The 24,069-nt window shown below is 61.3% G+C and carries 29 protein-coding genes and 1 pseudogene; 17 read left to right on the forward strand and 13 right to left on the reverse strand.

The annotated features are described in order from the left end of the window. Positions 1-84: 84 nt before the first annotated feature. Positions 85-2,556 carry a heavy metal translocating P-type ATPase gene (locus ACFHWW_RS26105; protein ID WP_379942122.1) on the forward strand — a complete coding sequence of 824 codons (2,472 nt, stop codon included), beginning with the start codon at positions 85-87 and terminating at the stop codon, positions 2,554-2,556. Between the two features lie 11 nt (positions 2,557-2,567). Continuing rightward, the gene (gene cueR, locus ACFHWW_RS26110) at positions 2,568-2,966 is read left to right on the forward strand and encodes a Cu(I)-responsive transcriptional regulator (protein ID WP_379941751.1); all 399 of its coding nucleotides are present in this window, start codon (positions 2,568-2,570) and stop codon (positions 2,964-2,966) included. A 42-nt stretch (positions 2,967-3,008) separates the two neighbouring features. Here the strand turns inward: cueR (ACFHWW_RS26110) and ACFHWW_RS26115 are convergent, their stop codons facing one another. Further along, positions 3,009-3,191, reverse strand: a complete 183-nt coding sequence (locus ACFHWW_RS26115; protein WP_379941754.1) for a hypothetical protein — start codon at positions 3,189-3,191, stop codon at positions 3,009-3,011. A gap of 322 nt (positions 3,192-3,513) precedes the next feature. Between ACFHWW_RS26115 and ACFHWW_RS26120 the strand changes: the two genes are divergently transcribed. After that, positions 3,514-3,978 (forward strand): c-type cytochrome, encoded by a 465-nt coding sequence (locus ACFHWW_RS26120; RefSeq protein WP_379941756.1) that lies wholly within the window; start codon positions 3,514-3,516, stop codon positions 3,976-3,978. Positions 3,979-4,107: 129 nt separating this feature from the next. Here the strand turns inward: ACFHWW_RS26120 and ACFHWW_RS26125 are convergent, their stop codons facing one another. Next, on the reverse strand, positions 4,108-4,308 hold the full coding sequence (locus tag ACFHWW_RS26125) for a hypothetical protein (RefSeq protein ID WP_379941758.1): 201 nt from the start codon (positions 4,306-4,308) through the stop codon (positions 4,108-4,110). 126 nt (positions 4,309-4,434) lie between these two features. On the opposite strand from ACFHWW_RS26125, the gene ACFHWW_RS26130 reads away from it, so the two are divergent. Both ACFHWW_RS26130 and ACFHWW_RS26135 read left to right on the forward strand, forming a co-directional pair. Further along, the gene (locus ACFHWW_RS26130; protein ID WP_379941760.1) at positions 4,435-5,376 is read left to right on the forward strand and encodes a lysylphosphatidylglycerol synthase domain-containing protein; all 942 of its coding nucleotides are present in this window, start codon (positions 4,435-4,437) and stop codon (positions 5,374-5,376) included. 284 nt (positions 5,377-5,660) lie between these two features. Then, positions 5,661-5,882, forward strand: a complete 222-nt coding sequence (locus ACFHWW_RS26135) for a heavy-metal-associated domain-containing protein (protein WP_379941763.1) — start codon at positions 5,661-5,663, stop codon at positions 5,880-5,882. A 129-nt stretch (positions 5,883-6,011) separates the two neighbouring features. On the opposite strand, the gene ACFHWW_RS26140 is transcribed toward ACFHWW_RS26135, so the two are convergent. Beyond that, entirely contained in the window at positions 6,012-6,530 is a 519-nt protein-coding gene (locus ACFHWW_RS26140) for a hypothetical protein (RefSeq protein ID WP_379941766.1), read from the reverse strand. Positions 6,531-6,587: 57 nt separating this feature from the next. On the opposite strand from ACFHWW_RS26140, the pseudogene ACFHWW_RS26145 reads away from it, so the two are divergent. After that, positions 6,588-7,111, forward strand: a pseudogene (locus tag ACFHWW_RS26145) (Crp/Fnr family transcriptional regulator). A gap of 203 nt (positions 7,112-7,314) precedes the next feature. Here the strand turns inward: ACFHWW_RS26145 and ACFHWW_RS26150 are convergent. Both ACFHWW_RS26150 and ACFHWW_RS26155 read right to left on the reverse strand, forming a co-directional pair. Next, complete coding sequence (locus tag ACFHWW_RS26150) at positions 7,315-8,727, reverse strand: ATP-binding protein (RefSeq protein ID WP_379941768.1); 1,413 nt, start codon at positions 8,725-8,727, stop codon at positions 7,315-7,317. Next, positions 8,724-9,443 carry a response regulator gene (locus ACFHWW_RS26155; RefSeq protein WP_379941770.1) on the reverse strand — a complete coding sequence of 240 codons (720 nt, stop codon included), beginning with the start codon at positions 9,441-9,443 and terminating at the stop codon, positions 8,724-8,726. The genes ACFHWW_RS26150 and ACFHWW_RS26155 overlap by 4 nt, the downstream gene beginning before the upstream one ends. Positions 9,444-9,628: 185 nt before the next feature. On the opposite strand from ACFHWW_RS26155, the gene ACFHWW_RS26160 reads away from it, so the two are divergent. From ACFHWW_RS26160 to ACFHWW_RS26175, 4 genes are all read left to right on the forward strand, one after another. Continuing rightward, a complete protein-coding gene (locus ACFHWW_RS26160) occupies positions 9,629-9,886 on the forward strand; it encodes a hypothetical protein (protein WP_379941772.1) in 258 nt (85 codons plus the stop codon). A 240-nt stretch (positions 9,887-10,126) separates the two neighbouring features. Then, positions 10,127-10,630 carry a DUF2938 domain-containing protein gene (locus ACFHWW_RS26165; protein WP_379941774.1) on the forward strand — a complete coding sequence of 168 codons (504 nt, stop codon included), beginning with the start codon at positions 10,127-10,129 and terminating at the stop codon, positions 10,628-10,630. A gap of 178 nt (positions 10,631-10,808) precedes the next feature. After that, positions 10,809-10,979, forward strand: a complete 171-nt coding sequence (locus ACFHWW_RS26170; RefSeq protein ID WP_379941776.1) for a hypothetical protein — start codon at positions 10,809-10,811, stop codon at positions 10,977-10,979. A gap of 23 nt (positions 10,980-11,002) precedes the next feature. After that, positions 11,003-11,377 (forward strand): hypothetical protein, encoded by a 375-nt coding sequence (locus ACFHWW_RS26175; RefSeq protein WP_379941778.1) that lies wholly within the window; start codon positions 11,003-11,005, stop codon positions 11,375-11,377. 48 nt (positions 11,378-11,425) lie between these two features. On the opposite strand, the gene ACFHWW_RS26180 is transcribed toward ACFHWW_RS26175, so the two are convergent. Then, complete coding sequence (locus ACFHWW_RS26180) at positions 11,426-12,013, reverse strand: L,D-transpeptidase (RefSeq protein WP_379941780.1); 588 nt, start codon at positions 12,011-12,013, stop codon at positions 11,426-11,428. Between the two features lie 272 nt (positions 12,014-12,285). Continuing rightward, entirely contained in the window at positions 12,286-12,615 is a 330-nt protein-coding gene (locus ACFHWW_RS26185) for a DsbA family protein (protein WP_379941782.1), read from the reverse strand. Between the two features lie 81 nt (positions 12,616-12,696). Between ACFHWW_RS26185 and ACFHWW_RS26190 the strand changes: the two genes are divergently transcribed. Then, on the forward strand, positions 12,697-15,177 hold the full coding sequence (locus ACFHWW_RS26190) for a heavy metal translocating P-type ATPase (RefSeq protein WP_379941784.1): 2,481 nt from the start codon (positions 12,697-12,699) through the stop codon (positions 15,175-15,177). A gap of 53 nt (positions 15,178-15,230) precedes the next feature. Then, positions 15,231-15,671 (forward strand): Cu(I)-responsive transcriptional regulator, encoded by a 441-nt coding sequence (gene cueR, locus ACFHWW_RS26195; RefSeq protein ID WP_379941786.1) that lies wholly within the window; start codon positions 15,231-15,233, stop codon positions 15,669-15,671. 46 nt (positions 15,672-15,717) lie between these two features. Here cueR (ACFHWW_RS26195) and ACFHWW_RS26200 read toward each other — a convergent pair whose 3' ends face one another. Further along, positions 15,718-16,875: an acyltransferase family protein gene (locus ACFHWW_RS26200; RefSeq protein WP_379941788.1), complete on the reverse strand. Its 1,158-nt coding sequence runs from the start codon at positions 16,873-16,875 to the stop codon at positions 15,718-15,720. A 265-nt stretch (positions 16,876-17,140) separates the two neighbouring features. On the opposite strand from ACFHWW_RS26200, the gene ACFHWW_RS26205 reads away from it, so the two are divergent. Both ACFHWW_RS26205 and ACFHWW_RS26210 read left to right on the forward strand, forming a co-directional pair. Beyond that, complete coding sequence (locus tag ACFHWW_RS26205) at positions 17,141-17,320, forward strand: hypothetical protein (protein WP_379941790.1); 180 nt, start codon at positions 17,141-17,143, stop codon at positions 17,318-17,320. Beyond that, entirely contained in the window at positions 17,317-17,838 is a 522-nt protein-coding gene (locus ACFHWW_RS26210; protein WP_379941792.1) for a hypothetical protein, read from the forward strand. Before ACFHWW_RS26205 ends, ACFHWW_RS26210 begins: the two co-directional genes overlap by 4 nt. A gap of 15 nt (positions 17,839-17,853) precedes the next feature. On the opposite strand, the gene ACFHWW_RS26215 is transcribed toward ACFHWW_RS26210, so the two are convergent. Next, positions 17,854-18,417, reverse strand: a complete 564-nt coding sequence (locus ACFHWW_RS26215; RefSeq protein ID WP_379941794.1) for a cytochrome c — start codon at positions 18,415-18,417, stop codon at positions 17,854-17,856. Between the two features lie 212 nt (positions 18,418-18,629). On the opposite strand from ACFHWW_RS26215, the gene ACFHWW_RS26220 reads away from it, so the two are divergent. The 3 genes from ACFHWW_RS26220 to ACFHWW_RS26230 are packed head-to-tail and all read left to right on the forward strand — an operon-like array spanning position 18,630 to position 21,549. Next, the gene (locus ACFHWW_RS26220) at positions 18,630-20,852 is read left to right on the forward strand and encodes a copper-transporting P-type ATPase (RefSeq protein WP_379941796.1); all 2,223 of its coding nucleotides are present in this window, start codon (positions 18,630-18,632) and stop codon (positions 20,850-20,852) included. Then, positions 20,849-21,058 carry a DUF2933 domain-containing protein gene (locus ACFHWW_RS26225; RefSeq protein WP_379941798.1) on the forward strand — a complete coding sequence of 70 codons (210 nt, stop codon included), beginning with the start codon at positions 20,849-20,851 and terminating at the stop codon, positions 21,056-21,058. Before ACFHWW_RS26220 ends, ACFHWW_RS26225 begins: the two co-directional genes overlap by 4 nt. Continuing rightward, positions 21,055-21,549, forward strand: a complete 495-nt coding sequence (locus ACFHWW_RS26230) for an SRPBCC family protein (RefSeq protein ID WP_379941800.1) — start codon at positions 21,055-21,057, stop codon at positions 21,547-21,549. The genes ACFHWW_RS26225 and ACFHWW_RS26230 overlap by 4 nt, the downstream gene beginning before the upstream one ends. A gap of 78 nt (positions 21,550-21,627) precedes the next feature. On the opposite strand, the gene ACFHWW_RS26235 is transcribed toward ACFHWW_RS26230, so the two are convergent. From ACFHWW_RS26235 to ACFHWW_RS26250, 4 genes are all read right to left on the reverse strand, one after another. Further along, complete coding sequence (locus tag ACFHWW_RS26235; protein ID WP_379941802.1) at positions 21,628-22,794, reverse strand: FAD-dependent monooxygenase; 1,167 nt, start codon at positions 22,792-22,794, stop codon at positions 21,628-21,630. A gap of 68 nt (positions 22,795-22,862) precedes the next feature. Further along, positions 22,863-23,198, reverse strand: a complete 336-nt coding sequence (locus tag ACFHWW_RS26240; RefSeq protein ID WP_379942124.1) for a four-helix bundle copper-binding protein — start codon at positions 23,196-23,198, stop codon at positions 22,863-22,865. Positions 23,199-23,230: 32 nt separating this feature from the next. After that, positions 23,231-23,650: a DUF305 domain-containing protein gene (locus ACFHWW_RS26245; RefSeq protein WP_379941805.1), complete on the reverse strand. Its 420-nt coding sequence runs from the start codon at positions 23,648-23,650 to the stop codon at positions 23,231-23,233. 46 nt (positions 23,651-23,696) lie between these two features. Further along, entirely contained in the window at positions 23,697-24,020 is a 324-nt protein-coding gene (locus tag ACFHWW_RS26250) for a hypothetical protein (protein WP_379941807.1), read from the reverse strand. Positions 24,021-24,069 lie beyond the last annotated feature (49 nt).

A 24,069-nucleotide genomic window follows, 5' to 3' on the forward strand; every position in this document is an offset into this window, starting at 1 on the left:
ACCATGGTCTCCCCGATCGCATCCAAAGAGAAAATCTCGGCCGACGGCACAGAACCTCGCCGCCTTTCCTTCTCCATCGAAGGCATGAACTGCGCCTCCTGCGTCAACCGCGTCGAGAAGGCGCTCTCCTCCGTTCCGGGCGTGCATTCGGCTACCGTCAACCTGGCGACCGAGCGCGCCGACGTCGCCTTGGCAGGCGCGCTCGACCCGATGGCTGTTGTTCAGACAGTCAGGGATGCCGGCTATGACGTTGCCACCGAAGGTGTCGAACTCGCAATCGAAGGCATGAACTGCGCCTCCTGCGTCAACCGCGTCGAGAAGGCGCTCAAAGCCGTACCGGGCGTGACCATTGCTACAGTTAACCTTGCCAGCGAGAAGGCATCCGTCCAAATGCTGTCAGGCGCGGTGCAACTTGCCGACCTGGAATCGGCGGTCGAGCACGCCGGCTACATCGCGAGATCCGTCGTCTCCGACAAAGCCGCTGATGATCAAGCGGAGGCGCGGGAACGCGAGACTCGACGGCTCCAGTGGTCCGTCGTCCTCGCCGGCGTCCTCACCCTGCCCGTGGTCATGCTGGAAATGGGAGCCAATCTGGTTCCCCTTATCCAGACCTATGTCGTGGATCGGATTGGCCTGCAGACGAGCTGGTATGCCCAGTTCGTGCTGACAACGCTTATCTTGTTCGGGCCGGGGCTCCGCTTCTTTAAACATGGCATGCCAGCCCTGTTGCGCCGCGCGCCGGACATGAATTCGCTGGTCGCGCTTGGTACTGGCGCGGCCTGGCTCTATTCGGTCGTCGCGACCTTCCTGCCAGGCCTGCTGCCGGAGGGCACGCGGCACGTCTATTTCGAGGCCGCGGCCGTGATTGCCACGCTGATCCTGCTCGGGCGCTATCTTGAAGCGCGTGCGAAGGGCCGCACCAGCGAGGCGATTAAGCGGCTGATGGGCTTGCAGGCCAGGACGGCGCGGATCTCACGCGATGGCGAAACGCTCGAAGTGCCACTGGAAGAGGTCAAGGTCGGCGACCTCGTTCTGGTCCGGCCCGGCGAAAAGATCGCCGTCGACGGCGAGGTGACCGAGGGTTCGTCCTTCATCGACGAATCGATGATCACCGGCGAACCAATGCCAGTCGGCAAGGAGCCCGGCGATACGGTCGTCGGCGCGACGATCAACAAGACCGGATCGTTTTCTTTCCGTGCCACCAAGGTCGGCCAGGATACTGTGCTCGCCCAGATCATCCAGATGGTGGAGCGGGCGCAGGCGGCGAAGCTGCCGATCCAGGCGCTGGTCGACAAGGTCACGTCCTGGTTCGTGCCGGCCGTGCTGGGTGTCGCAGTGATCACCTTCCTCGTTTGGCTCGGCCTCGGGCCGGAGCCGGCGCTGACCTTCGCGTTGGTCGCCGCGGTAACCGTTCTGATAATCGCCTGCCCCTGCGCCATGGGGCTTGCCACGCCAACCTCCATCATGGTCGGTATCGGCCGCGGGGCCGAAATGGGTATCTTGTTCCGAAACGGCGAAGCCCTGCAGACCTTGCGCCAGGCGGAGGTGATCGCGCTCGACAAGACCGGTACGCTGACCAAGGGCAGGCCGGAGTTGACCGACCTCGTGACCAACGGTTTCGATCGCAACACGGTTCTGGAACTGGTCGCCACCGTCGAAAGCCGGTCGGAGCACCCAATCGGCGAGGCGATCGTGGAGGCTGGCAAACAGGCGGGTCTCGCAGCGGGCACGCCGGAAGTGTTCGAAGCTCTACCAGGTTTCGGCGTGAGCGCCACGGTTGGCGGCCGCGCGGTCGCAGTCGGGGCCGACCGGCTGATGGTCCGGCTCGGGATCGAGATCGAGCATCTTGCAAGCGTCGCGGAGCGGCTTGGCGACGAGGGCAAGTCCCCGCTTTATGCGGCGATCGACGGAAAGCTTGCGGCGATCCTCGCCGTGGCCGATCCGATCAAGCCGACGACGCCGCAGGCGATCCAAGCGCTGCATCGGCTCGGCCTGAAGATCGCGATGATCACCGGTGACAATCGACGCACGGCGGAAGCTATTGCCAGGCGGCTCGGGATCGACGAGGTCGTGGCTGAGGTCCTGCCGGATGGCAAGGTGGCGGCGCTGCACCGGCTCCGGGAACAGGGGCGCAAGCTGGCTTTCGTCGGCGATGGCATCAACGATGCGCCAGCCCTTGCCGAAGCCGATGTCGGCATTGCCATTGGCACCGGCACGGATGTGGCGATCGAGAGCGCGGATGTGGTCTTGATGTCGGGCGAACTGACCGGCGTGCCCAATGCGATCGGCCTGAGCCGCAGCACGATGCGCAACATCAAGCAGAACCTGTTCTGGGCCTTTGCCTACAACACCGCGCTGATCCCGGTCGCGGCCGGCGTGCTCTACCCGGTCTTCGGTGTGCTGCTCTCACCCATGCTGGCCGCCGCCGCAATGGCATTCTCGAGCGTCTTCGTCGTCACCAATGCGCTCCGGCTCCGGTCCTTCCGCCCGCCCGTCGAGCCGGGCGCCGACACGGCATCAAGTGAAAGTGGTCAGCCGATCCTGGCTGCACCCTGATGGAGGTTATGATGAACATCGGACAAGCCGCCGCCGCTTCGGGCATACCAGCCAAGATGATCCGATATTACGAAGAGACCGGCCTCATCCCCACCGCCAGCCGCACGAGGGCCGGCTATCGGGCCTACGACGCGAAGGAGGTGCAAACGCTGCGCTTCATCCACCGCGCCCGCCAGCTTGGCTTTTCGATGCACGACATCCGCCGGCTCCTCGCCCTTTGGCAGGACCGCAACCGCGCGAGCGCGGACGTCAAGGCTCTCGCCCTCGCCCACCTAACCGTGCTGGATCTGAAGCTCGCACACCTTCAAACCATGCGGCGCGCTCTTGAGCACCTCATCGTGCATTATGAGGGCGATGATCGTCCGGATTGTCCGATCCTGGACGATTTGGCGGCGGAGGCACGGAATTGACGGCGAAGGCAGTGGCTCATGCTTCAACTGAATAGGTGCTTTTCATTTCCAATTGAGAGGCAGGATAAGCCCGAAGCCCAGCGAGAGCATGGCTGATGAGAAATACATGTGCAGCATCACAAGCCAGTCATGATCAGAAACATAGCACGCCAACCACAACAGCCCGTATATCCCGGCGAAGAAGGCCAGTGCTGAGGCGAGCATGCTGAGCAGCAGCGCAAGCATTGAATGGCAATCCGGTAAAGGGGCGCTTCAATCGGTCGATCTCTATGATAGAGGATTGCCAGATGAAGTTCGGTTCAACTTTCCTTGACCACTCGCGGACTCAATTCGCCTTGAGGAGGCAGAGGCAAGCACTGTTGCCACCAGTGCACAACGCCATACGGCAGTGGTTCGCGTTCGAGCCAACGGAGAACGAAACCATGGCGTTCAACGACACTTGGATCCTGCCCCGTCTTTTCGGCCATGGGGCTGACTGGACTGCTGGTCGCCGTGCCGTTTCCCGGCAAGGCGGTCTCCGCAGGCATCCGTTCCTTCAAGATCGCAAATGAAAAAGGCGCCCGTTCTTTTCCTAGCTTTTAGCGGGGCAGCGGCGGTTCTCTCGCTGGCTTGGGTCTGGCTCGGCGAACGGCGCGCTGATGAGGCTCAAGCCGCGACAGTTCGGCTCGGCCGGACGCTCTATGCCCAGCGCTGTGCTTCCTGCCATGGCGTGAAGCTCGAAGGTCAGCCCGACTGGAAGAGCCCGTTGCCCACCGGGAAGATGCCGGCGCCTCCACACGACGCTTCCGGGCACACCTGGCATCATCCGGACAGCGTGCTCTTCCGCATTACCAGAGAAGGACCGGCCGCTATCGTTGGCAGTGGTTACAAAAGCGATATGCCGAGATTCGGTGGAGTGCTTAGCGACGAGGAGATCCGGGCAGTGCTGGCGTTCATCAAGAGCACTTGGCCCGAGCGTGAACGTGCCTACCAGGAGGAAATGACCCGCCGCAAACGGGCGCAAGCGGAATGAGAGCCATGGCGGCGCCCGTATCACACGGCCTGTATTTTGGGGCAAGGCGGAGCGCGAAGCCGGCTAACCAGCAGACGTATCTTGATCTTTATTGTGTGACCGCCGTCCCTCGTTGGAAAAGCGCCTCGATCAGCGGGCACTCCGGCCGTGTCGTCGGCGCATTGCCCGACCATTTCGCCACACCTGCTCCACGCGCTCTTCACCCATGGGGCTGGCTGTCGGCCACCCACCATAGAGCTCGTCGTCGCGCAATACCACCTCGGAGGTCATCCCGTCCATCTGCGCAAACGAGAAGATCATTGCCATCATCGCTGGCGAGATGATCGTCACCAGCACCGCCGAACAGCGCGTCATCGCCCGGCGCACGCGCTCAGAACATCACGTCGAGTGTCTCCGCACTCGGGAACACGCGGGACCTGCTTTTCGTTCCGGTGGTTTCCTGCAGGAATTTGGCTGATGCTGAGGAAATTCGTTGCGAGACTGCTTATAACAGCCGCCATAGCCTTGGCCGCCTGGCTCGTCTACCGCGCCCTCCGCCGGCACAGCTTTGACGAAATCATGAGCTCGCTTGCGCAGATCCCGATGGGGCATCTGCTCGCAGGCATCGGTTTCGTCTTTCTCTCCTACTTCTGCCTGACATTCTTCGATACGCTGGCCGTGCGCTATGTCGGCCGGGAGCTTGCCTATCCGCGGATCGCCATCGCCTCCTTCACCAGCCTTTCGATCGGCCACAATGTCGGCGGGGCGGCGTTGAGCAGCGGCGCCATCCGATACCGGTTCTATTCGCGCTGGGGGTTGAGTGTCGAAGAGGTCGCGGAGATTATCCTCTTCTGCGGTGTCACCGTCGGTTTAGGACTTGCCACCCTAGCCGGCCTTTGCGGCCTGATCATGCCGGCAGGTGTCGCGCGTATAACCGGATTTTCCAAGACCGGCGTCCTCTTGCTTGGCACGGCATGCCTCCTGGCTTCGATCGGTTATGTGCTGCTTGCGCATTTTTTCCAAGGTTCGCTTCGGGTCTTCCGCTGGAGCTTCGAATTGCCGACGTCGCGGATCGCCGCCGGCCAGGTGATCGTCGGCACCGCCAATTTCCTGTGCGTCAGCGCATGTCTGCATCAGTTGCTGCGCGCATTCGGAAGTCCGAGTTTTCTCGATACGGCGACGGCCTATGTCGGCGCCAACGTGACCGCCATCGTCAGCCACGTCCCCGGCGGCATCGGCGTGCTCGAAGCAACGATCGCGTTTCTGCTCGGCAGCTCGGCGAGCATCGGGGCGCTGATCGCCTTTCGGGCGATCTACTTCTTCCTGCCGCTGCCGCTCGGCTTGATTTCGCTATCGGTCGCGGAGTTCGTCGTCCATCGGGGCGGCGGAAGAAGCCCGGCGAGCAACGCGAAGACCTGACTGCCCCATCGGCTCAGCAGTCCAGGCAGGCGATAGAACGGCCGGACCGGTCTGTGCGGATCGACGAGGCTGGTGCCCCAGAGAAGACCGGTCGCGCCACCTTCGTCGACAGCCACAAGACTGTGAGTTTGTAGGCGAACGCCGCCGCAAAATCCGACTGAGGGAACTTGACTGTTCAAATGATCATCATCATTCGGCGGCAGAAGAAATTTCGTGCGGAACTCTTGACCCTGCCACCGTTGGAAGCTCCACATTCGGTCAAGTCGGATCAAAGGAGACTTCCAATGTATCATCTCAACGTAGAAGACATGACCTGCGGACATTGCGTCGGCGCGGTCGAGAAGGCCGTGAAAGCCGTCGACCCGAATGCCAAGGTGGCCGTCAGTCTCGAGGCGAAAACCGCGTCCATCGAATCCGAGGTCGGATCCGACGCGTTCATTGTTGCGATCGAGAAGGCTGGCTATCGGGCGTCCTTCAAGAAGTCCTGCTGCAGCCACGTCGCGTGACGTCGCATCAGCCAAACAGCAATACACGCGCCGCCGCGGCGGCGCGTGCGATTGTCAATTGATGGAAAGGTAACGAGCAGATCGTAACAAACGAATCCGGCTCGGAAAAGGCCTTCGTGAACCGGTGGCTCAGCGCCCGTAGCCTCGCAGTTCGTTGTACCGCTTGACCTGTTCTTCCTTTAGAACCCGCATCATCTGCAGATGGGCGGCCAGGTGAACGTAGCGCAGGTTTGCCCGGACCGCTTCGATCTCGCGAAGTCGCGCACGAAGACTGTGCTGGTCGATCGAGCCGTCCCGGAATCCAATCTCCAGCGCCATTTCGGCAGCTATCAGCCTTTTTCCCTCGACGACGGCATCCTCTCGCATCTTCTCGAAAATGCGCTGTGTCGAGGCTTCCTGATCGGCGCTCAGGTCAATATCGCGCTTCATTTCGAGGACATGGGAGGGACCCGGCACGCCGTTCAGCTCGGCCGCCTTCGCCAGTCCCCGCCCTCCTCCCTTCTTGAGTTCAGCGACATCTTCCGCCGACAGGCTCTTGATTTCACGCAGCTCCTGCCCGGCATAGGGCGAGTGGTGGACGTGTTCTCCCTCGGCCGCCGCTGGCAAGGGCAGTAGCACGGCAAGGAGCGCAAAGATCAGGGATTTCATGATTACCATCCGACTGTTTCGACGCCTGGAGCTTGCCAGTCAGTGGGCATCTCGGACATGATAGCTATCATGTCGGATGTCATAATTGGCTACCTTCGACCGAAGGCGGCGGCTTCCAAATCCTTCGCGACGACCCGGTGCGCACCATGTTCCTGGTCACAGACGGGTGTGTGCATCTCATTCGCTACCAGGCGGACGGAAACGCAGCAGTGCTGCAGCGCTCCGGACCGGCGACCGTTCTCGCCGAGGCGTCCGTATTTTCCGAGCGGTATCATTGCGATGCCGTCGCAACAACAATCACTCGCGCGCTGCTCGTGCCGGTTGCCGAGGTCCGGCGACTGCTGGACCATGATCCGGACTTCGCGCGGGAGTGGTCGATCCATCTTTCGCGTGAGCTGCAGAGCGCGAGAAAGCGGGCGGAGATCGCCGCCCTTCGCACGGTAACCGACCGGCTCGACGCATGGATCACATGGAATGACGGCAGGCTCCCGGCCAAAGGTGACTGGCGAGAATTGGCGGAAGAGATCGGCGTATCCCCGGAGGCCTTGTATCGCGAAATGTCCAGGCGGCGACGTTCGTAGACTTCTGACTTATATCCTGCTGTTTCAGCAGTTTCTGGAACTACTGGTAGGGCTCGACGTCATAGATTTCGTCTGTGGCGAAGGCTCGAATATCCTCCTTGGGAAGTTTGGGAAACGAACCTGACGCCGTCTATTTGCGGAGCGGGGACGGTGCGTTGCTCCGACGTCGCTAAGGGCGAAATGACATTGTCAGCGAGAGCCGGTCATCGGCCGGGCTTGCTTTTCGGAAGCGTGACTAAAGCGCGGAGACCTCCTTCCCGTCGGTTTGACAAAATAATTTGACCTTCGTGCGCACGAATGATGGACGAGGCGATCGCAAGGCCCAATCCCATCCCTCCAGTTTCCGGGCTCCTCGAGCTCTCAATTCGATAGAGCGGCTCGAATACATGCTTAAGTTCCTCCTCGGGAATTCCAGGGCCTGTGTCATCAATGGTGATTTCGATCGCACGCGGCGTTTCGTGGATCGCGATCTCCGCACGGCCACCGTATTTCACGGCATTGTCGACCAAGTTGGTCAACGCGCGTTTGAGCGTGGTCGGATCGCATTCGTAGATGATTGGTTGGGCGGTCTCCATGCTCACCGGCAGACCGCCATCGGCAAGATCGTCAGTCATGCTTTCGATCAGCGCGGTGAGATCCGTCGGTCGACGTGGTGCCTGTTGTGCGCCACCGCTGGCGAATTCGAGCGTTGCGGCGACCATGGCGTCCAGATCCGCGATGGTTGACAGCATTTTCTCGCGTTCAACCGGATCGTCGACGTTCTCAACCCTTAGCCTCAAGAGAGTCAACGGCGTGCGAAAATCATGAGAGATGGCAGCCAGCATCTTGGTGCGATCTTCAATCATGCCGCGCAAACGCGACTGCATGGCGTTGAACGCGTGCGCGGCCTGCTGGGTTTCGTCCGTTCCGACCTCTGGCATCGGGGGAGCATTCAAGTCCTCTCCGAGCCTGAGAGCCGCCTTCGACAGGGCAGTCAGCGGGGCCGTGACTCGGCGCACGACCCAGATTGCCACCAGCAGCGTGATCACCGCCATCATCCCCATCGACACGAGGAAGCGCAGCGAAAAGGCCGCGCCGCTTTCCGGCAGGACCGTCGTGAAGGTAAGCCATTGTCCATCCTGCAACGGAATGGCGACCTGCAACTCGCGAAATCCCGCGAAAGGCCCCAAGCCGCCAAACCCGTGCATCATCGGGCTCTGACCCATCATCTGCCGAGCCACGCCGAACATCATGCCACGCGGTTGCGATGCCGAAACCAGCGGCTCCGCTGCCCCTTTCAGAGACAACTGCTCAACCAGAACCTGCTTCAGGGCCTCGGCGGCTGGCGTGTCATTGTCGGTCAATGTCGCCGGGGGTGGGCCAGCCAACAGGGCGACGTTGAATGTCTCGTCGCTGGAGGCGGTGACGATGCGCGCGCGCCATTCGCCGGGGGCGTCACGCACCAGCCGCGTCAGGTTTGTGATGCGTTGCGCTATCACAAAGCCGCCAACCGCACGCACGATCTGTCCACGGTCGGTGCTGTAGATCCACGAGCCCACCAGATGGGACGCAAGGAGACCGGCGAGAAGCACGAGCAGGGTCTGGCCAAACAGGCTTCGTGGAAGCAGGCGCATCATTCGCTCGTCACCGCGGGGGCAAACATATAGCCGCCGCCCCACACTGTCTTGATGATCTCCGGCTCACCAGGATCCACCTCGAGTTTCTTGCGCAGGCGGCTCACTTGAGTATCGATGCTCCGGTCGAATGCCGTGGCCGCCCGCCCTCGAGCCAGATCCAGAAGCTGATCACGGCTTAACACGCGCTGAGGGCGCTCGATCAAAACTACGAGGAGGTCGAACTCGCCGGTGCTCAGCGGCACCGTTACGCCGTCCTCACGTAAGAGTTCTCTTGCTCCCGTGTCGAGCCGCCACCGGTCGAAACGATAGCGTGTCGGGTGCCGGGATTGGCCAGAAGTCCCATCAGCCTGAGTGCGGCGCAAAACCGCCCTGATACGCGCAATCAACTCGCGGCTGCCAAATGGCTTAGAAATATAGTCGTCGGCGCCCAACTCAAGGCCAACGACCCGGTCGATCTCGTCGCCCTTCGCGGTCAACATTATGATCGGGATGTTCGATTGAGCGCGCAACGCTCGGCAAAGTGAGAGACCGTCCTCCCCAGGCAACATCAGATCGAGGATGATGAGATCCATACGAGCGTCGGCCATGATCTTTCGCATTTCTCTGCCATCGCCGGCGAGACTGATGCGGAAGCCCTCTTTGACGAGAGCACGCGAAACCAGTTCGCGGATTTCGCGATGATCGTCGACGACCAGAACATGTGGGCTCTCGTGCATGATTTTTACCCATAACCGAATCGAGACGCCTTCACCGAGAAAAGGTGAAACCAAATGTTACTACGGGAACGCTTGGCACATTTTGTCACAATCAGGCGCGAGCACTGACAAACTTGGGTGACATCCTCCACGGCAGATGGACGCGAACAGCGCAGATTACCGCTGCCTTTGGAGAAGAGAAAACCATGACCAAGAATGCAAAACTAGCTACCGTTGCAACTGTCGCACTGCTCTTCAGCCTCGCGACAATCGTTCTGTTGCATACTTACGGTCCGCAATCCTCCTTCATGTACCCCGGTTTCCAGGGGACGCATCCCATGACAGCCATGTGGACTGAAATGGGATGGCTGATGGCGCTTGGGCCGATCGCGATGATCCTGTTTGTCGGGGGCACCCTGAGCCTGGTCGTCCTGCTTGTCCGATCCCTCACCAAGTCGGACTGACGCCAGCTCGTACTGTCCGGATCCTTTTCCGCCAGAATGGAAGGATTGGAGCGCCTCGCCTGGCTACTCCGGATGGCAAGGAATTGCACGTCCAAGCAGGTCCGAATGGCGCGCACATCTGGTTCAAGTAATGATGATTGCTTCAGCACAGGGTGTGGGACTTCTCACCTATGACCGTGAGATTTGGAGCCCCATCGAGCAGCGTTTGTTTTGCAAGAGGATGAGTTTATAACCGAGGAAATGGAGATAGTCCTGTATGGAGCAATCATTGGCATCGGCGGCACAGTAATTCTGGATCTCTGGGCCGCCGTAATGCAGCGCGTCTTCGATGTGCCAGCGACCAATTGGCCGAGGGTGGGCCGCTGGGTCGGTCATATGCCGGCAGGACGTTTTGTCCATGAAAACATTGGCAAGGCCCCGCCTGTTCGAGGAGAGCACGCGATCGGCTGGATGGTGCATTACGTCATAGGCATCGTGTACGGTCTGCTGCTTGTTGGCGTTTGGGGTGTCGAATGGCTGCGACAGCCTACTCTGCTTGCTCCCATGATCCTGGCGCTCGTTCTCCTCGTCGCGCCGTACTTCCTTATGATGCCCGGCATGGGAGCGGGGGTTGCGGGGGCCAAGACGACGCAGCCGAACGTGACCCGTCTGAAGAGCGTGGTCGGGCATTCCGTCTTTGGCCTCGGCATGTATGTAACGGCATTGGTGGCCGAGCGTAGCCTTGGCCGCCTACTGCAGATCTAGCGGCGGAGTTTGATTTAGATGAAGCCATTTAGCAGGAGAACGTTTGCGGTGACGGCGCTCGCCAGCAATACACGGTGGTGATGGTCGCCATGATCATGGCAACTTTCGCACATCGCTCTTGACCTTACCACTGTTGGAAGGATTATCTGATGGTGCAGTTGTAACGAGGACTGCTCCGATGACTGCACTGTCACAGATCGAAAAGACCACATCTGTTCCCGTCTCGGCCGACTTCATCGCCCTTGGCACGTCGCGCGAGGCCGCCGTGCTCGCCGGATCGCTGATCGGTGTCGCCTACCTGGTCAGCCGAGGCATCGATGTCGCTCTGGGAATCGGGTCTCGCGCCTGAAGCTGACGCGCTACGTTTACGGGATGCTGCCCCTGAGCCTGCTGCCGCTGCTTGTCTGCGCGATGGCCGGAGTGCCACTTCCGGTTTGGTTGGTCGCACTTTCGGCCGTGCTATACGGAATGCCGGCCGAGCTGCTCGGAATCCTGCGCCCGGTCCTGCCCTCCCACATTTTCGGATCCTTCGGCTATGGGCGAAGACTGGGACGTCTCGCGCGTCCGATGGACCTCGCCAACGCGCTGGCTCCCTCCGCGTGCGTCTGGCTGATGTCTTGGTCGCCTCAATACGCGCTCTGGGCTGTCTTCGGTCTAAGCGGCGCCGCTTTCCTCTCGGCTCTCGCCCTCGGCGGCCTCGTCTACGATGGACCGAACCACCGCCACTACACCGGATCTTCGGTCTGAGGTGGTTTTGTCGTCGGCGGCGCGCCGGTTCGCACGTTGGTCAGATGATCAGCTCGTACCCACGGGGGCACGGTTGTAGAGATCAACGATATCCTCATTCGTCAAACGGACGCAGCCGCTCGATACCGCCTGGCCGATTGTCCAAGGCTCGTTCGTGCCGTGCAGCCGGAACATGCTGTCTTCTTCGCCGCGGTAAAGATACAGGGCCGCTGCGCCAAGCGGATTGTGGAGACCACCGGAAACGCCGCCGGCATACTGCCGATATTGCGGCTTGCGCCGCATCATGCTTTCAGTCGGTGTCCAGGAAGGCCATTCCGCCTTGCGGCCGACCGTCGCCCTTCCCTTGACAGTGCGTCCTTCCTCTCCGATACCGATGCCGTAGCGAATTGCCGAGCCGCCCCCCTGGACTAAAAAAAGATATCGCTGCGTCGTATCGACGACTATCGTTCCCGGCTCCTCGCTTCCTGTATAGGCTACTTCCTGCCTTCGATATCGAGGGTCAATCCGCGCACCGGCGATAGGCCCCGATGTTCGTCCGCCAAGGCTTCCGAGCGGCCGCCACGATTGACATCCAGAGGCCAGCAAAGCCAGGCCGCCCGCTACCAGTACCCGGCGCGTAACGTGGTTCTTATCCATCTTCACCTGCTGAGCAAATACGTTAGTCCCACCAGAATCGTCTCTAACATTGCTGCGTGCCGGCCAAGCCTGCAATGCGTCCTATAGCAGCAACGCCGAGAGGATTGCGGTTGCACATCCCAATGCTGCGGCCAGATGTCATGTGCTACCGACTACTGCGTGGCGCGGCTGACTTCTGGAAGCGGCGACATGGCATCGAAAGAGTCCCTATTCGTCACGGTCGCGAGCGGCGACCCGTGCCAAACTCTGGGACTGCTCCGTCGCTGCCACGGCTAGCTCGTTGTCTCGACTTCGCTCTTGACGAGATTCATCAACGGCTGCGGGCCAAATGACGCCAGCGGCTTCCCGTTTACGAAGAATGTCGGTGTTCCCGTCACGTTCGCGGCTTTCACGTCGGCGACATCCTGCGCAATCACACTATCGACATCCGCCGACACGGCGTCCTGCTTTGCTTTTGTCGTCCAGTCCGGCCTCCCCGGCAATTTCCCACGCGCGTGCCGGTTTGGGCGCACTGTCGGGGGCATCCTGACCCTGATCGTCCTGCTTGTCCGGTCCCTGCGGCGCCAGCAATACACGGTGGTGATAGTAATGGCCATGATCATGGCAAGTTTGGCACATCGCTCTTGACCTTACCATTGTTGGAAGGATTATCTGATGGTGCAGTTGTAACGAGGACTGCTCCGATGACTTCATTGTCACAGATCGAAAAGACGACATCCGTTCCTGTCTCGGCCGACTTCGATATCGAGGGCATGACCTGCGCCTCCTGTGTCCGGAGCGTGGAGAAGGCGATTGCGGAGGTGCCCGGCGTCGCTTCGGCGAACGTCAACCTGGCGACCGAACGGGCGACGGTGCAATTCAGGGGAGCGCCCGATGCGGAGGGCGTGCTTCGCGCGATCGAGAAGGCTGGCTACGAGCCGAAGATCGCCACCCAAGAACTCGCCATCGAAGGCATGACCTGCGCCTCCTGCGTTTCACGGGTGGAAAAGGCGCTGAAAGCTGTGCCAGGGGTCACCGATGCTGCGGTGAACCTCGCGACCGAAAAGGCCACCGTCCGGCTCGTTTCAGGCGTCGACGTCGCCGCCCTCGAGGCAGCCGTCAGAGACGCGGGATACGAGGTCAGAAAGGCCAAGGCTTCCGACGCAATGGCGGAGCCGGAGGATCGCCGGGAGCTGGAAAGCCGCAAGTTGAAGCGGCTGGTGATCCTATCGGCCTTGCTGACGCTGCCCCTCTTTCTCGTCGAGATGGGCTCGCACTTCCTCCCGGGCGTGCACGAATGGATCATGGAGAACATCGGCATGCGCCATAATCTCTACATGCAGTTCGCGCTCGCCACCGTAGTCCTGTTCGGCCCCGGCATGAGGTTCTTCCGGAAGGGCGTTCCAAACCTTCTGCGCTGGACGCCGGACATGAATTCCCTGGTAGTGCTTGGCACGACCGCTGCCTGGGGCTATTCCGTCGTCGCGACATTCGCATCCGGCCTGCTACCCGCCGGCACGGCAAACGTCTACTACGAGGCGGCCGCCGTCATCGTCACGCTGATCCTGCTCGGCCGCTACCTGGAAGCCCGAGCCAAGGGCCGCTCCAGCCAGGCAATCAAGCGGCTTCTGGGCTTGCAGCCGAAAACCGCTTTCGTTGCACATGGCGAAGAGTTCGTTGAAATCCAGATCAGCGATGTCGTCGTCGGCGACGTCATCAGGATCAGACCCGGCGAGAAGATCCCGGTCGACGGCAAGGTTATCGAAGGCAGCTCCTATGTCGACGAATCCATGGTCACCGGAGAGCCGGTGCCGGTTCAGAAGGCTGCAGGGAGCGAGGTCGTTGGCGGCACGATCAACAAGAACGGCTCCTTCACCTTCAAGGCGACCAAGGTCGGCAGCGAAACGCTGCTCGCGCAGATCATCAAGATGGTCGAGGCCGCACAGGGCTCAAAGCTGCCGATCCAGGCGCTCGTCGACAAGGTGACCGGTTGGTTCGTCCCAGCCGTCATCCTGGCGGCCGTGCTGACCTTCGCCGCCTGGTACATCTTCGGTCCCTCGCCCGCTTTGACATTCGCGCTCGTCAACGCCGTCGCCGTTCTGATCATCGCCTGCCCCTGCGCCATGGGCCTGGCGACACCCACCTCGATCATGGTCGGCACGGGACGCGCGGCCGAGCTCGGTATCCTCTTCCGCAAGGGCGAAGCACTGCAGAGCCTGCGCGAAGCCGATGTGATCGCGCTCGACAAGACCGGAACGCTGACGAAGGGACGTCCCGAGCTGACGGACATCGTCGTGGCCGACGGGTTCGAAGCCGACGAGGTGCTGTCCTTCATCGCCAGCCTGGAGGCCCACTCGGAGCATCCGATCGCGGAGGCGATCGTGTCGGCTGCAAAGTCCAAGGGTGTGGCACTGGTTCCCGCCGCCGACTTCGAGGCGAACCCCGGCTTTGGTGTTCGGGGAACTGTATCGGGTGTGGCAGTTCTTGTTGGAGCGGATCGTGCGTTGCGGAAGCACGGGATCGACGTTTCCAACTTCACGGAAGAGGCCGAGCGGCTCGGCGATAGCGGCAAGTCTCCGCTCTATGCCGCCATAGAAGGCCGGATCGCTGCGATCATCGCCGTCTCCGATCCGATCAAGGATACGACGCCGCAGGCGCTCAAGGCTCTGCATGCTCTTGGCCTCAAGGTGGCGATGATCACTGGCGACAACCGCCGCACAGCCGACGCCATAGCCAGGCAGCTTGGGATCGACGAGGTCGTCGCCGAGGTCCTGCCCGACGGCAAGGTCGATGCGGTCAAGCGGCTGCGCGAGGGCGGGCGCAAGGTCGCCTTTATCGGCGACGGCATCAACGACGCCCCCGCTCTCACCGAGGCCGATGTCGGTATCGCCGTCGGCACGGGCACCGATATCGCGATCGAGAGCGCCGACGTCGTGCTTATGTCCGGAGACCTGAACGGCGTGCCGAAGGCGATCGCCCTCAGCGCGGCAACGATCCGCAACATCAAGCAGAACCTGTTCTGGGCTTTCGCCTACAACGTCAGTCTGATCCCGGTGGCGGCAGGCGTGCTCTATCCACTGAACGGCACATTGCTCTCGCCGATCTTTGCGGCGGCGGCGATGGCGATGTCGAGCGTCTTCGTCCTCGGCAACGCCCTGCGGCTGCGGTCGGTCAACCCCGCCTGAGAACACTCAAGGCGTCCGGCATTGCCGGACGCCTGCAATGAAAGGATGAACACATGAACATCGGACAAGCTTCCAAGGCGAGTGGCGTCTCGTCCAAAATGATCCGCTATTACGAACAGATCGGGCTGATCCGCCCTGCTCTTCGGACCGCGTCCAGCTATCGGGTTTACGGCGACAACGACGTTCACACGCTGCAGTTCGTGCGGCGCGCCCGCGATCTCGGCTTCTCGGTCGAGCAGATCAAGGAACTGCTTGCGCTTTGGCGCGATCGATCCAGAACCAGCGCGGATGTCAAAGCGGTGGCGCTGGAACACATTGCCGAACTGGAGCGCAAGATCGCCGCTATCCAGGAAATGACGAAGACGCTGAAGCATCTCGCCAGCCATTGCCATGGGGATGACCGGCCGGAATGTCCGATCATTGAAGAGATCGCCAACTCGGCGGATGGCAAGAAGCCCGGAGTCAATTCGCGTTTCGGCCTGAGCGCCTTGTGATGCATTGGAATCGACGTACGCCTTCTTTCGCCAGCGGACCCCATCGTCATTTCGAAGAGAGAACACGATCCCGAAGGAGGAGGAACGTTCTCTCCACGCAAAACCAGAGCACGGTCGCCGCCGCAAAACTGGTCGCCAGATAGACCGCGAAGCCGAAATCGCCCTGAAGGTTCTCTTCCCCAAAGATAAGCCTATCAATATGGAAGACCGACTTGTGGGTCAGATAAAGGCTATAGGACAAGGTAGCGACGGTCACAGCACCCGGAATCGGCCAGCGTTTCAGAACATGCTCCACGTCGAGCATAGCGCCAAGAATGAGAGCGATCCCGATCGAGATGAGCGGAAAACCGGCGACCGCACCTGGCTGCGCCTGAAAGACGAGAAAGAGATCCGTTCCCGCTAGTGGACCGCGGATCGAGAAGACCACAAGTGCCGCGACGACCAGGGCGACGCCGACGGGCAAAGCAACACGCGGAGGCGCGTAACGCTTGCAGAGTTCCGGCTTGAAAAACCTCGCTGCAGCGAGGATCACACCGAACATGAGGCCGTCCAGGCGGGTGTAAGTCGGGTAGTACACGTCCCTGAGATATACCGCGAAGGCATTCCTCAGCTTGTCGGTCTCGACAAGGACGCCGACCTGGCTTTCCCAGATGATGTATCGAAGGATCATCCCTCCGATCACTATCGCGCCTGCGATCAGAAGCGTCCAGCTCATGCTAATCCGACGATGCAGGAGCAACACGAGGAGCGGCAGTACCAGATAGAAATGCTCTTCCACGCAAAGCGACCATGCCTGCGAGAAGGCGCGGCCCACTCGGGGATCGAAGTCGAAATTCACGGTGAACGTCGCGAAGCTCCAGACCGATTGCATGGTCGGGGCGTCCCGAACAACGGGGAAGACGGCATAAAGGCCGAGAACAACGAAAAACGCCGGGAAGATCCGAAAGGCGCGGCGGAGATAGAAGGATTTCAGGTTAACCCCTCCCGTCCGCGAGACCTCCTTGAAGAGTTGCGTTCCGATCAGAAAGCCGCTCAGCACAAAGAAGATGTCAACGCCCAGCCATGCATAGGTACGCACGCCGACCAGAAAGGACGGCGTCGCCTCGACGGGGAGATGCACGAGCATAACGAGCAGGATCGCCAATGACCGAAGTACGTCTGGTCCAACCGCCCTGGACTGCACCTTCTCTGCAGTTTCAGCCAAGGGACTTTGCGCTGTTGGGAAATACGCAGAACTTGAAACGACAGTAGTGTTCACTGTGAAGATCCGTGGCTGAGCCTGAAGGGATTGAACACGGCTAGATGGGCGCCAGGTACAGTTGTAGCTGTCTTTTATCAGATCGAAATAGGCCGTTTCAGATCGACAAAATTAACCTAAATCTTTCGTAAATTTTGATTGGTCGAAGAACACCAACTTGCGGTGAGACCGTCAAAATGAGGCGGCGAGATCAGAAGGCGGAGATATCGAGATGGCTGAGGGAAACGACTATCCCGGCATGCCGCGCTGGGTGAAAATATCGGGGATCCTTGCCGCTGTGCTGATCTTGCTGACCGCGATGATCGTCGTCTTCGATATCGGTGGTCCGCACGGCCCAGGCCGCCACATGTCGCCCGATACCGGAATGCCGCCAGCAGGTGACGGTCCATGATGATGCCTCCAGCGCTCCGCAAGTTCACCCTCGTCGTGCACGTCATCTCCTCCGTCAGTTCCCTCGGCGCGGTGGCGTGCTTCCTCGCACTCGGGCTGGTCGGCCTCGGCAGCGCGGATGCCCCGACGGCGCGAAGCCTCTATGTGGCGATGGACGCCGTTGCGCGGCTAGTCATAGTTCCGCTCGTCCTTGCGTCGCTCCTGACGGGACTGATCCAGGCACTCGGAACCGTTTGGGGCCTGTTCCGCCATTACTGGGTGCTTGCCAAACTCCTGTTGACCGTTCTGACCACTGTGGTCCTGCTGCTGCAGTTGGACCTGATCGGCTATGTTGCGGCGGCTGCTACGAAAGGACTGGCAGAATCCGATCTTCTCGGTTTGAGAAGCTCACTCGCGGTCCATGCCGTTGGTGGCATAGTCGTGCTGATCACGGCGACGGTGCTTTCGATCTACAAGCCGCGCGGGTTGACGCGCTACGGCTGGCGCAAACAGCAGAGCCAGCTCGCCAATCGACCGTAGCTCCACACACGCCGGCTACTCTGCCCGCACGCGAAACTTGGCGTGGCAGGAGGTGCAGGTCTGGAGCATCAGGTGAAACGCGTGCTCGGCGGACATCGACGAGATATCCCGCACCCCCGCCTTCCTGGCCAGTGGACCGCCCATCATCAGATCGCCGCCTTGCATGCGCATCTGCGGACTGAGAACATCCGGGTTACGGTCTGCCGCCGCCGAGAGCGTGGAAGCATAGACGCCAAGGTCGGCGGCCAGCTTGTCGAACGTCCGGCGCTCGGCTCCGATATTGGCGCTGGCCTTGGAACCGGGTGCTGCAGTGGACTTTTCGAAAAGATACGACAGCCTTTCCCCCGAATGAGACCCGATGGTTTCAGCGGCGGCCTTGAACGCCTTGGCGTCATAAGCCGACGATCCCTTGAACATGGCGTCGATGGTCTTGGCTGCATTCGCCATCGCTTTCATGTCCCGTTGTCTTTGCTGCACGAGGTTGTCTGATGAACCGTCTGGAGCCGCCTCCGCAGAGACGGCAGCAACGGCAGCCGCTAGGAGAACCAGGCCAAACGCCGTCATCATCTTTGGCACCATTCAACTATCCCTTTCGACACCCTCTTCGAACCTTCGATTGATCGAGGTCAAGGCGAGCCTTGCGACCGCGCGGCAGGGTGCCTGCACGGGCCGAGCGAGATCACGCGAGATTGTTCGTTTTTGGGCGTAGATCGAGCCAACGCACATTGGCCCTGAAGTTGTGGGCTCTATCTTCGATCTGATGAGCGAGCACCGTCACGGAGCTGGTTGCTATGGACGAGCCGAAACACCGCCCCCAAGGTCACGAGCACCACCACCATCATCAACATGCCGGGAACGCTGTCGCTTCTCCTGCTAGGAATTTGAACTCGGATGAGCCCGAGGGGGTGATCTACACCTGCCCGATGCATCCGCAGGTTCGGCAGATCGGACCCGGCAATTGTCCGATCTGCGGCATGGCGCTGGAGCCGGAGGTAGTGACCGCCGAAACGGGGCCAAACCCCGAACTCGTCGACATGCGGCGGAGATTCTGGATCGGCCTCGCTCTCACGCTGCCCGTACTGGCGTTGGAGATGGGGGGCCACCTTGTCGACCTGCATATGTTACTTGATGCCCAGACATCGAACTGGCTGCAGCTCGTCTTTGCAACGCCCGTGGTCTTATGGGCAGGTGCGCCGTTCTTCGAACGGGCATGGCGGTCCATCGTCACGCGGCACCTCAACATGTTCACGCTGATCGCAATGGGCACGGGCGTGGCCTGGGTCTACAGCGTGATCGCGACGATAGCGCCCGGCCTGTTCCCCGCCACATTCCGTTCCGACGGCGGAGCGGTCGCGATCTATTTCGAGGCGGCTGCCGTCATCACCGTGCTGGTCCTGCTCGGTCAGGTTCTGGAACTGCGTGCGCGGGAACAGACGGGAGGCGCGATACGCGCGCTTCTCGATCTCGCGCCGAAGACGGCCCGCCGCATCCGCGACGACGGGACAGACGAGGACGTGCCGCTCGAAGCCGTCGCCGTCGGCGACCGGCTGCGCGTGCGGCCGGGCGAGAAGGTCCCGGTCGACGGTGCACTCATCGAGGGCCGCAGTTCGGTCGATGAATCGATGGTCACAGGAGAGTCGATGCCCGTCACCAAGGAGGTGGGTGCCAATCTGATCGGCGGCACGATGAACAAGACGGGTGGCTTCGTCATGGAAGCTGGAAAAGTGGGGCGCGATACCATGCTGTCGCGGATCGTGCAGATGGTGGCGGAAGCCCAGCGCTCGCGCGCTCCGATCCAGCGCCTGGCCGATGAAGTCTCGGGCTGGTTCGTTCCCGCTGTCATCGCGATTGCCATAATCTCCTTCGCCACATGGATGTGGCTCGGCCCGGAGCCGCGCTTCACGCACGGACTTGTCGCCGCTGTCGCAGTCCTGATCATCGCCTGCCCTTGCGCACTTGGTCTGGCCACACCGATGTCGATCATGGTCGGTGTCGGACAGGGTGCACGCGTCGGTGTGCTGATAAAGAACGCCGAAGCACTGGAGCGCTTCGAGAAGGTCGACACGCTGGTGGTCGACAAGACCGGAACGCTCACCGAAGGCAAGCCCAAGGTGACATCGGTCGCCACGACGGAGGGACTGGACGAGAACGAGCTTCTCCGATTGGCGGCGACGTTGGAGCGTGCCAGCGAACATCCGCTCGCGAGCGCCATCGTCGATGCCGCCACGGAACGTGGCCTGGCACTCGGGAAGGCGGAAGACTTCGACAGTCCGGTCGGCAAGGGCGTCACCGGCTCTGTCGCAGGACGCAAGCTGATCATCGGAAGCCACCGAATCATGGAGGAAGCCGGAGTCGACGTGTCCGCCCTTGCAAAGGAGGCCGAAGCCCTGCGCGGCGAAGGAGCCACCGTCATCTTTGTCGCCATGGACGGACGTGTTGTCGGCCTGTTCGCGATTGCCGACCCAATCAAGACGACGACTCCCGACGCCGTGCAGACACTCCGGAGTGAAGGCGTCCGCGTGGTCATGCTGACTGGAGACAACAGAACCACCGCCAATGCCGTCGCGCGCAAACTCGGGATCGAGGAGGTCGAGGCCGAGGTGCTTCCGGATCACAAGAGCGAGATCGTTGCTCGGCTGCGCCAGGAAGGCCGGGTGGTCGCCATGGCGGGGGACGGTGTCAATGACGCCCCGGCGCTCGCTGCCGCCGACGTCGGCATCGCCATGGGAACCGGGACGGATGTGGCGATCGAGAGCGCAGGCGTGACCCTGCTCAAGGGCGATCTCCAGGGAATCGCGCGGGCGCGGCAGCTAAGTCATGCGACGATGAGGAATATTCGGCAGAACCTGTTCTTCGCCTTCATCTACAACGCCGCCGGCGTGCCGATCGCCGCGGGCGTCCTCTACCCAGCCTTCGGGCTTCTCCTGTCGCCGATCATCGCCGCCTTGGCGATGGCGCTCTCGTCCGTCAGCGTAATCGGCAATTCGCTCAGGCTGAGGAGTGCGCGGATTTGACCTGGGATCGCAAATGGACGTTGTTTGCCGCCTCGCTCGCTGTGATCGCCGCGTTCTTCGTTCTCCGCGAGCACTGGCAGCATGCATTAGGGTTGGCACCCTACCTGCTGCTGCTCGCATGCCCCTTGATGCATCTCTTCCATGGCCACGGTGCTCATCGCCATGGACATGAGGGCGATCACACGAAAACGGACGACCTGAGATGACCTACACGCACGCGGCACAAGCCATTGCCGATGTCGCAATGCCCGCCGGGTTGCTTTTTGACCACCTGGACGACCAGGCCGGTCTGGGCTCGCACATGCAGAAGCCGTCGATGATGATGCTTGGCGGCCGGATGGCATATGATTTCGATGAGGCGCAAGGCCGCGCCATCGGTTCCGTCATCAGGATGGAAGGCACGATACTTGGTGTGAGGCTCTTCGTGGAGGAGGTAGTCACCGATCATCGGCCTCCGCTGCGCAAGGTATGGGAGACGCGCGGCCGCCCGAACCTTCTCGTCATCGGTGCCTATCGAATGGGGTTCGAGATCGATACCCTTGGCGAGACCTCACGGCTGCGCGTGTTCATCGACTACGAGTATCCGCCATCGCTCGCGGGACGGTTCCTGGGGCCGCTATTTGGACCGATCTACGCCCAATGGTGCGTCAACCGGATGGCGAAGGACGCCGCGAATGGGCTCCGGGGAGCCGGTTAGCAAAAGCCTCCTGCTGATCCGTTGCCGAAGGGAGGGTGGCGAGGTCGGGCACCTCGCGGAGGGATCCGGAATTCTGATCTAGGCGGCTGCGCGGATGGGCTCGAAACCCACGTCGAGGACGGCATCGAGCTGCCGGTCCATCAGGCGATGCGGAATGCTGCTCATCACGAAATTGCGGAGCGGAACGACGAGCGGATTGCGCCATTGCGCGACCCGCGCATAGAGGCGGGACCCGGTGGCAATGCGGCGTGCCCGATCAACCCGGCGGGCATCGTATTCACACAGAGCCCGGTCGATGGGAAGGCGTCCCAGCAATGCGGCAAGAACGGCGGCGTCCTCGATGGCGAGACCCGCCCCTTGTCCGAGGTCCGGCGTCACCGCATGGGCTGCGTCGCCCAGCAGCACGACCTTGCCTCGCGTGAACGAACGCATCGGATCGAGGTCGCGAATGTCGGTCCAGATCAGCGAGTCCGGAGGGGTGCGACCGAGCACCTCAGAGATCGGCTCGTGGAAGTCTGCAAAGAAAGCCTTGACGCCGTCCAGATCGAGCTTAGCCAGGCCAGGATCATCTGTCCTTTCGGCTCCGCAACAGCCGAACCAGTAGATTCTGTCTTCCGGCAAGGCGGCGAGGCCGAATCTCCTCCCCGCTCCCCAGCTCTCGGTGAGGCGATCAGGCCTCATCCGGCGAGGTACGCCCGGCGAGATCGCCCGCCAGCACGTGTATCGGGCAAAATGCTCACGCGATTCCGGAAAAAGCGCCTTGCGCACCGCAGAGTGAATACCGTCGCAGGCGAGGACGAAATCAGCCTCGACTGCTTCGCCGTTTGCGAAATCCAGTACGATGCGATCGTAGACTTCGCGAGCACCGATACACTCCATGCCCGTGCGGACCGTCCCGTCAGGGAGCTCAGAAAGAAGCGCCTTGTGGAGATCGCCTCGATGAAGCACGGCCATCGCGAGATGGCCGTAACGGCGGCTGATTTCCTGGAAGTCGGTGGATTGCAGCACTTTCCCGCCCTGGTCCAGCAGCTCGAGCTGCCGAATCGGCTGCGCCGCCGCGGCGACAGCATCGTAGAGGCCAAGCGTGCGCAGGGCCCGAAGCGCATTGGCGCTGAGACTAAGGCCCGCTCCAAGCGGTTCGAGCGTCTCTGCCTGCTCGTAGATCTCCGTGTCCCATCCAAGGAGACTCAGGCCCTGTGCGGCAGCCAATCCGGCAATGCCCGCGCCGACGATCACTGTGCGCATGCTGTGCCCTTTCTTCATCCGGTAGCGCCAACGGCGTGCGCTACCGGATGTTTCCTTGCGATACGCCGCTAGGCCGCCATCTTCCGGCAGCTCTCAGCGCATCGGCGGCAGGCGTCGACGCAGCTCTGCATGTCGCCGATCCGCTCGCAGTCGGCCGCGCATTCGGTGCAGACTTCGGCGCACTCACGGCAGACGTGCTTGTGATGATCGGAGCCGATCAGCATGAAATGCGCCGCCGTCCGGCAGATCTCCGCGCAAGCCGAAATCAGCCTGAAGTGCTTGGGTTCGGTATGCTCACCGCCCATTTCCAGACAGTGCTGCATCGAGGTTGAGAGACATTCCTGGTAGCAGGCCAGGCACTCGGCAATGCAGGCTTTCAGTTCGGGTGATTGATGTTGATGCATGGCAGTTTTTCCTTTCAACGAAATAGGAGGGCTCACTTGGCGTGTTCGCTGAGCCATGCTGTCATCTGCTCGACTTCCTTCTTCTGAGCTTCGATGATCTTCTCGGCCATCGACTTCGCCTGCTGGTCGTCGCCGTATTTCAGCTCGATCTCCGACATGTTGATGGCGGCCGTGTGGTGGGCGATCATGCCGCAGACGAAGGCGACATCCGGATCCTTCGCCATCATGCCCTGCATCATGGCAGGTTCCGTCTCCCGCATCCCTTCCATCATTGCCTTCTGGTGTTCGGCCATCTGGCCCATGTCTCCACCCGGCATCTGCATGGCGCCGCTGGCCGACGTCTCGGTTTTGCAGGCCTCAGGCATTGTCATCTGTGCGGACGCCGCCGTCGCAGCCAAACTGATAGTCTGGACGGCTGCAGCGGCGACCACGAACTTGAGGATCGTTTTCATTTCATTCTCCTGTCATCTTACGATTGAACTTGCTGACGATGTCTGTTCAGGAGAGCTGAGGTTTGGGCGGCGGGTGGAGCGCACGCACCAGCAGAAACGGCTCGGCTTCGGCAAGGAGCGGCGGCCGGGTTCGCGAAACGCCGTACATGTTCTCGGACGGCACCTCCAGGATGGGGCAGCAATGAACCTTTGGGCAGCAGGGCCCGGCATGGACCGTCTTCTGCAAGCCCTCATGATCCGTCTGGACTATCGACGGGCATTGGTGGTCCGCCTGGAAATGTGCCGCCGCCGCGAAACCATGGAGGTTCACCGTGGCGAAGCAAAGGACCGCGATCCGGATGAACCGGGAAATAGTTGTCAGGGTCGGCATCGAGGCGGATTCCCTTTCGCCGTCAAACCCGCTTTGATGACGAAAGTTC

The organism is Sinorhizobium sp. P24N7, from assembly GCF_042436655.1.
GTDB classification, from domain to species: domain Bacteria; phylum Pseudomonadota; class Alphaproteobacteria; order Rhizobiales; family Rhizobiaceae; genus Sinorhizobium; species Sinorhizobium meliloti_A.

What these genes read in the sequence shown, in the direction of transcription:
- ACFHWW_RS26165 (WP_379941774.1), top strand. Translation starts at nt 10,127, where the DNA reads ATGGAGATAGTCCTGTATGGAGCAATCATTGGCATCGGCGGCACAGTA.
- ACFHWW_RS26245 (WP_379941805.1), bottom strand. Translation starts at nt 23,650, where the DNA reads ATGAAAACGATCCTCAAGTTCGTGGTCGCCGCTGCAGCCGTCCAGACT.
- ACFHWW_RS26170 (WP_379941776.1), top strand. Translation starts at nt 10,809, where the DNA reads ATGACTGCACTGTCACAGATCGAAAAGACCACATCTGTTCCCGTCTCG.
- ACFHWW_RS26205 (WP_379941790.1), top strand. Translation starts at nt 17,141, where the DNA reads ATGGCTGAGGGAAACGACTATCCCGGCATGCCGCGCTGGGTGAAAATA.
- cueR (WP_379941786.1), top strand. Translation starts at nt 15,231, where the DNA reads ATGAACATCGGACAAGCTTCCAAGGCGAGTGGCGTCTCGTCCAAAATG.
- ACFHWW_RS26155 (WP_379941770.1), bottom strand. Translation starts at nt 9,443, where the DNA reads ATGCACGAGAGCCCACATGTTCTGGTCGTCGACGATCATCGCGAAATC.
- ACFHWW_RS26120 (WP_379941756.1), top strand. Translation starts at nt 3,514, where the DNA reads ATGAAAAAGGCGCCCGTTCTTTTCCTAGCTTTTAGCGGGGCAGCGGCG.
- ACFHWW_RS26160 (WP_379941772.1), top strand. Translation starts at nt 9,629, where the DNA reads ATGACCAAGAATGCAAAACTAGCTACCGTTGCAACTGTCGCACTGCTC.
- ACFHWW_RS26180 (WP_379941780.1), bottom strand. Translation starts at nt 12,013, where the DNA reads ATGGATAAGAACCACGTTACGCGCCGGGTACTGGTAGCGGGCGGCCTG.
- ACFHWW_RS26215 (WP_379941794.1), bottom strand. Translation starts at nt 18,417, where the DNA reads ATGGTGCCAAAGATGATGACGGCGTTTGGCCTGGTTCTCCTAGCGGCT.
- ACFHWW_RS26230 (WP_379941800.1), top strand. Translation starts at nt 21,055, where the DNA reads ATGACCTACACGCACGCGGCACAAGCCATTGCCGATGTCGCAATGCCC.
- ACFHWW_RS26220 (WP_379941796.1), top strand. Translation starts at nt 18,630, where the DNA reads ATGGACGAGCCGAAACACCGCCCCCAAGGTCACGAGCACCACCACCAT.
- ACFHWW_RS26105 (WP_379942122.1), top strand. Translation starts at nt 85, where the DNA reads ATGAACTGCGCCTCCTGCGTCAACCGCGTCGAGAAGGCGCTCTCCTCC.
- ACFHWW_RS26130 (WP_379941760.1), top strand. Translation starts at nt 4,435, where the DNA reads ATGCTGAGGAAATTCGTTGCGAGACTGCTTATAACAGCCGCCATAGCC.
- ACFHWW_RS26115 (WP_379941754.1), bottom strand. Translation starts at nt 3,191, where the DNA reads ATGCTTGCGCTGCTGCTCAGCATGCTCGCCTCAGCACTGGCCTTCTTC.
- ACFHWW_RS26135 (WP_379941763.1), top strand. Translation starts at nt 5,661, where the DNA reads ATGTATCATCTCAACGTAGAAGACATGACCTGCGGACATTGCGTCGGC.
- ACFHWW_RS26175 (WP_379941778.1), top strand. Translation starts at nt 11,003, where the DNA reads ATGCTGCCCCTGAGCCTGCTGCCGCTGCTTGTCTGCGCGATGGCCGGA.
- ACFHWW_RS26250 (WP_379941807.1), bottom strand. Translation starts at nt 24,020, where the DNA reads ATGCCGACCCTGACAACTATTTCCCGGTTCATCCGGATCGCGGTCCTT.
- ACFHWW_RS26140 (WP_379941766.1), bottom strand. Translation starts at nt 6,530, where the DNA reads ATGAAATCCCTGATCTTTGCGCTCCTTGCCGTGCTACTGCCCTTGCCA.
- ACFHWW_RS26240 (WP_379942124.1), bottom strand. Translation starts at nt 23,198, where the DNA reads ATGCATCAACATCAATCACCCGAACTGAAAGCCTGCATTGCCGAGTGC.
- ACFHWW_RS26235 (WP_379941802.1), bottom strand. Translation starts at nt 22,794, where the DNA reads ATGCGCACAGTGATCGTCGGCGCGGGCATTGCCGGATTGGCTGCCGCA.
- cueR (WP_379941751.1), top strand. Translation starts at nt 2,568, where the DNA reads ATGAACATCGGACAAGCCGCCGCCGCTTCGGGCATACCAGCCAAGATG.
- ACFHWW_RS26150 (WP_379941768.1), bottom strand. Translation starts at nt 8,727, where the DNA reads ATGATGCGCCTGCTTCCACGAAGCCTGTTTGGCCAGACCCTGCTCGTG.
- ACFHWW_RS26190 (WP_379941784.1), top strand. Translation starts at nt 12,697, where the DNA reads ATGACTTCATTGTCACAGATCGAAAAGACGACATCCGTTCCTGTCTCG.
- ACFHWW_RS26210 (WP_379941792.1), top strand. Translation starts at nt 17,317, where the DNA reads ATGATGATGCCTCCAGCGCTCCGCAAGTTCACCCTCGTCGTGCACGTC.
- ACFHWW_RS26185 (WP_379941782.1), bottom strand. Translation starts at nt 12,615, where the DNA reads ATGATCATGGCCATTACTATCACCACCGTGTATTGCTGGCGCCGCAGG.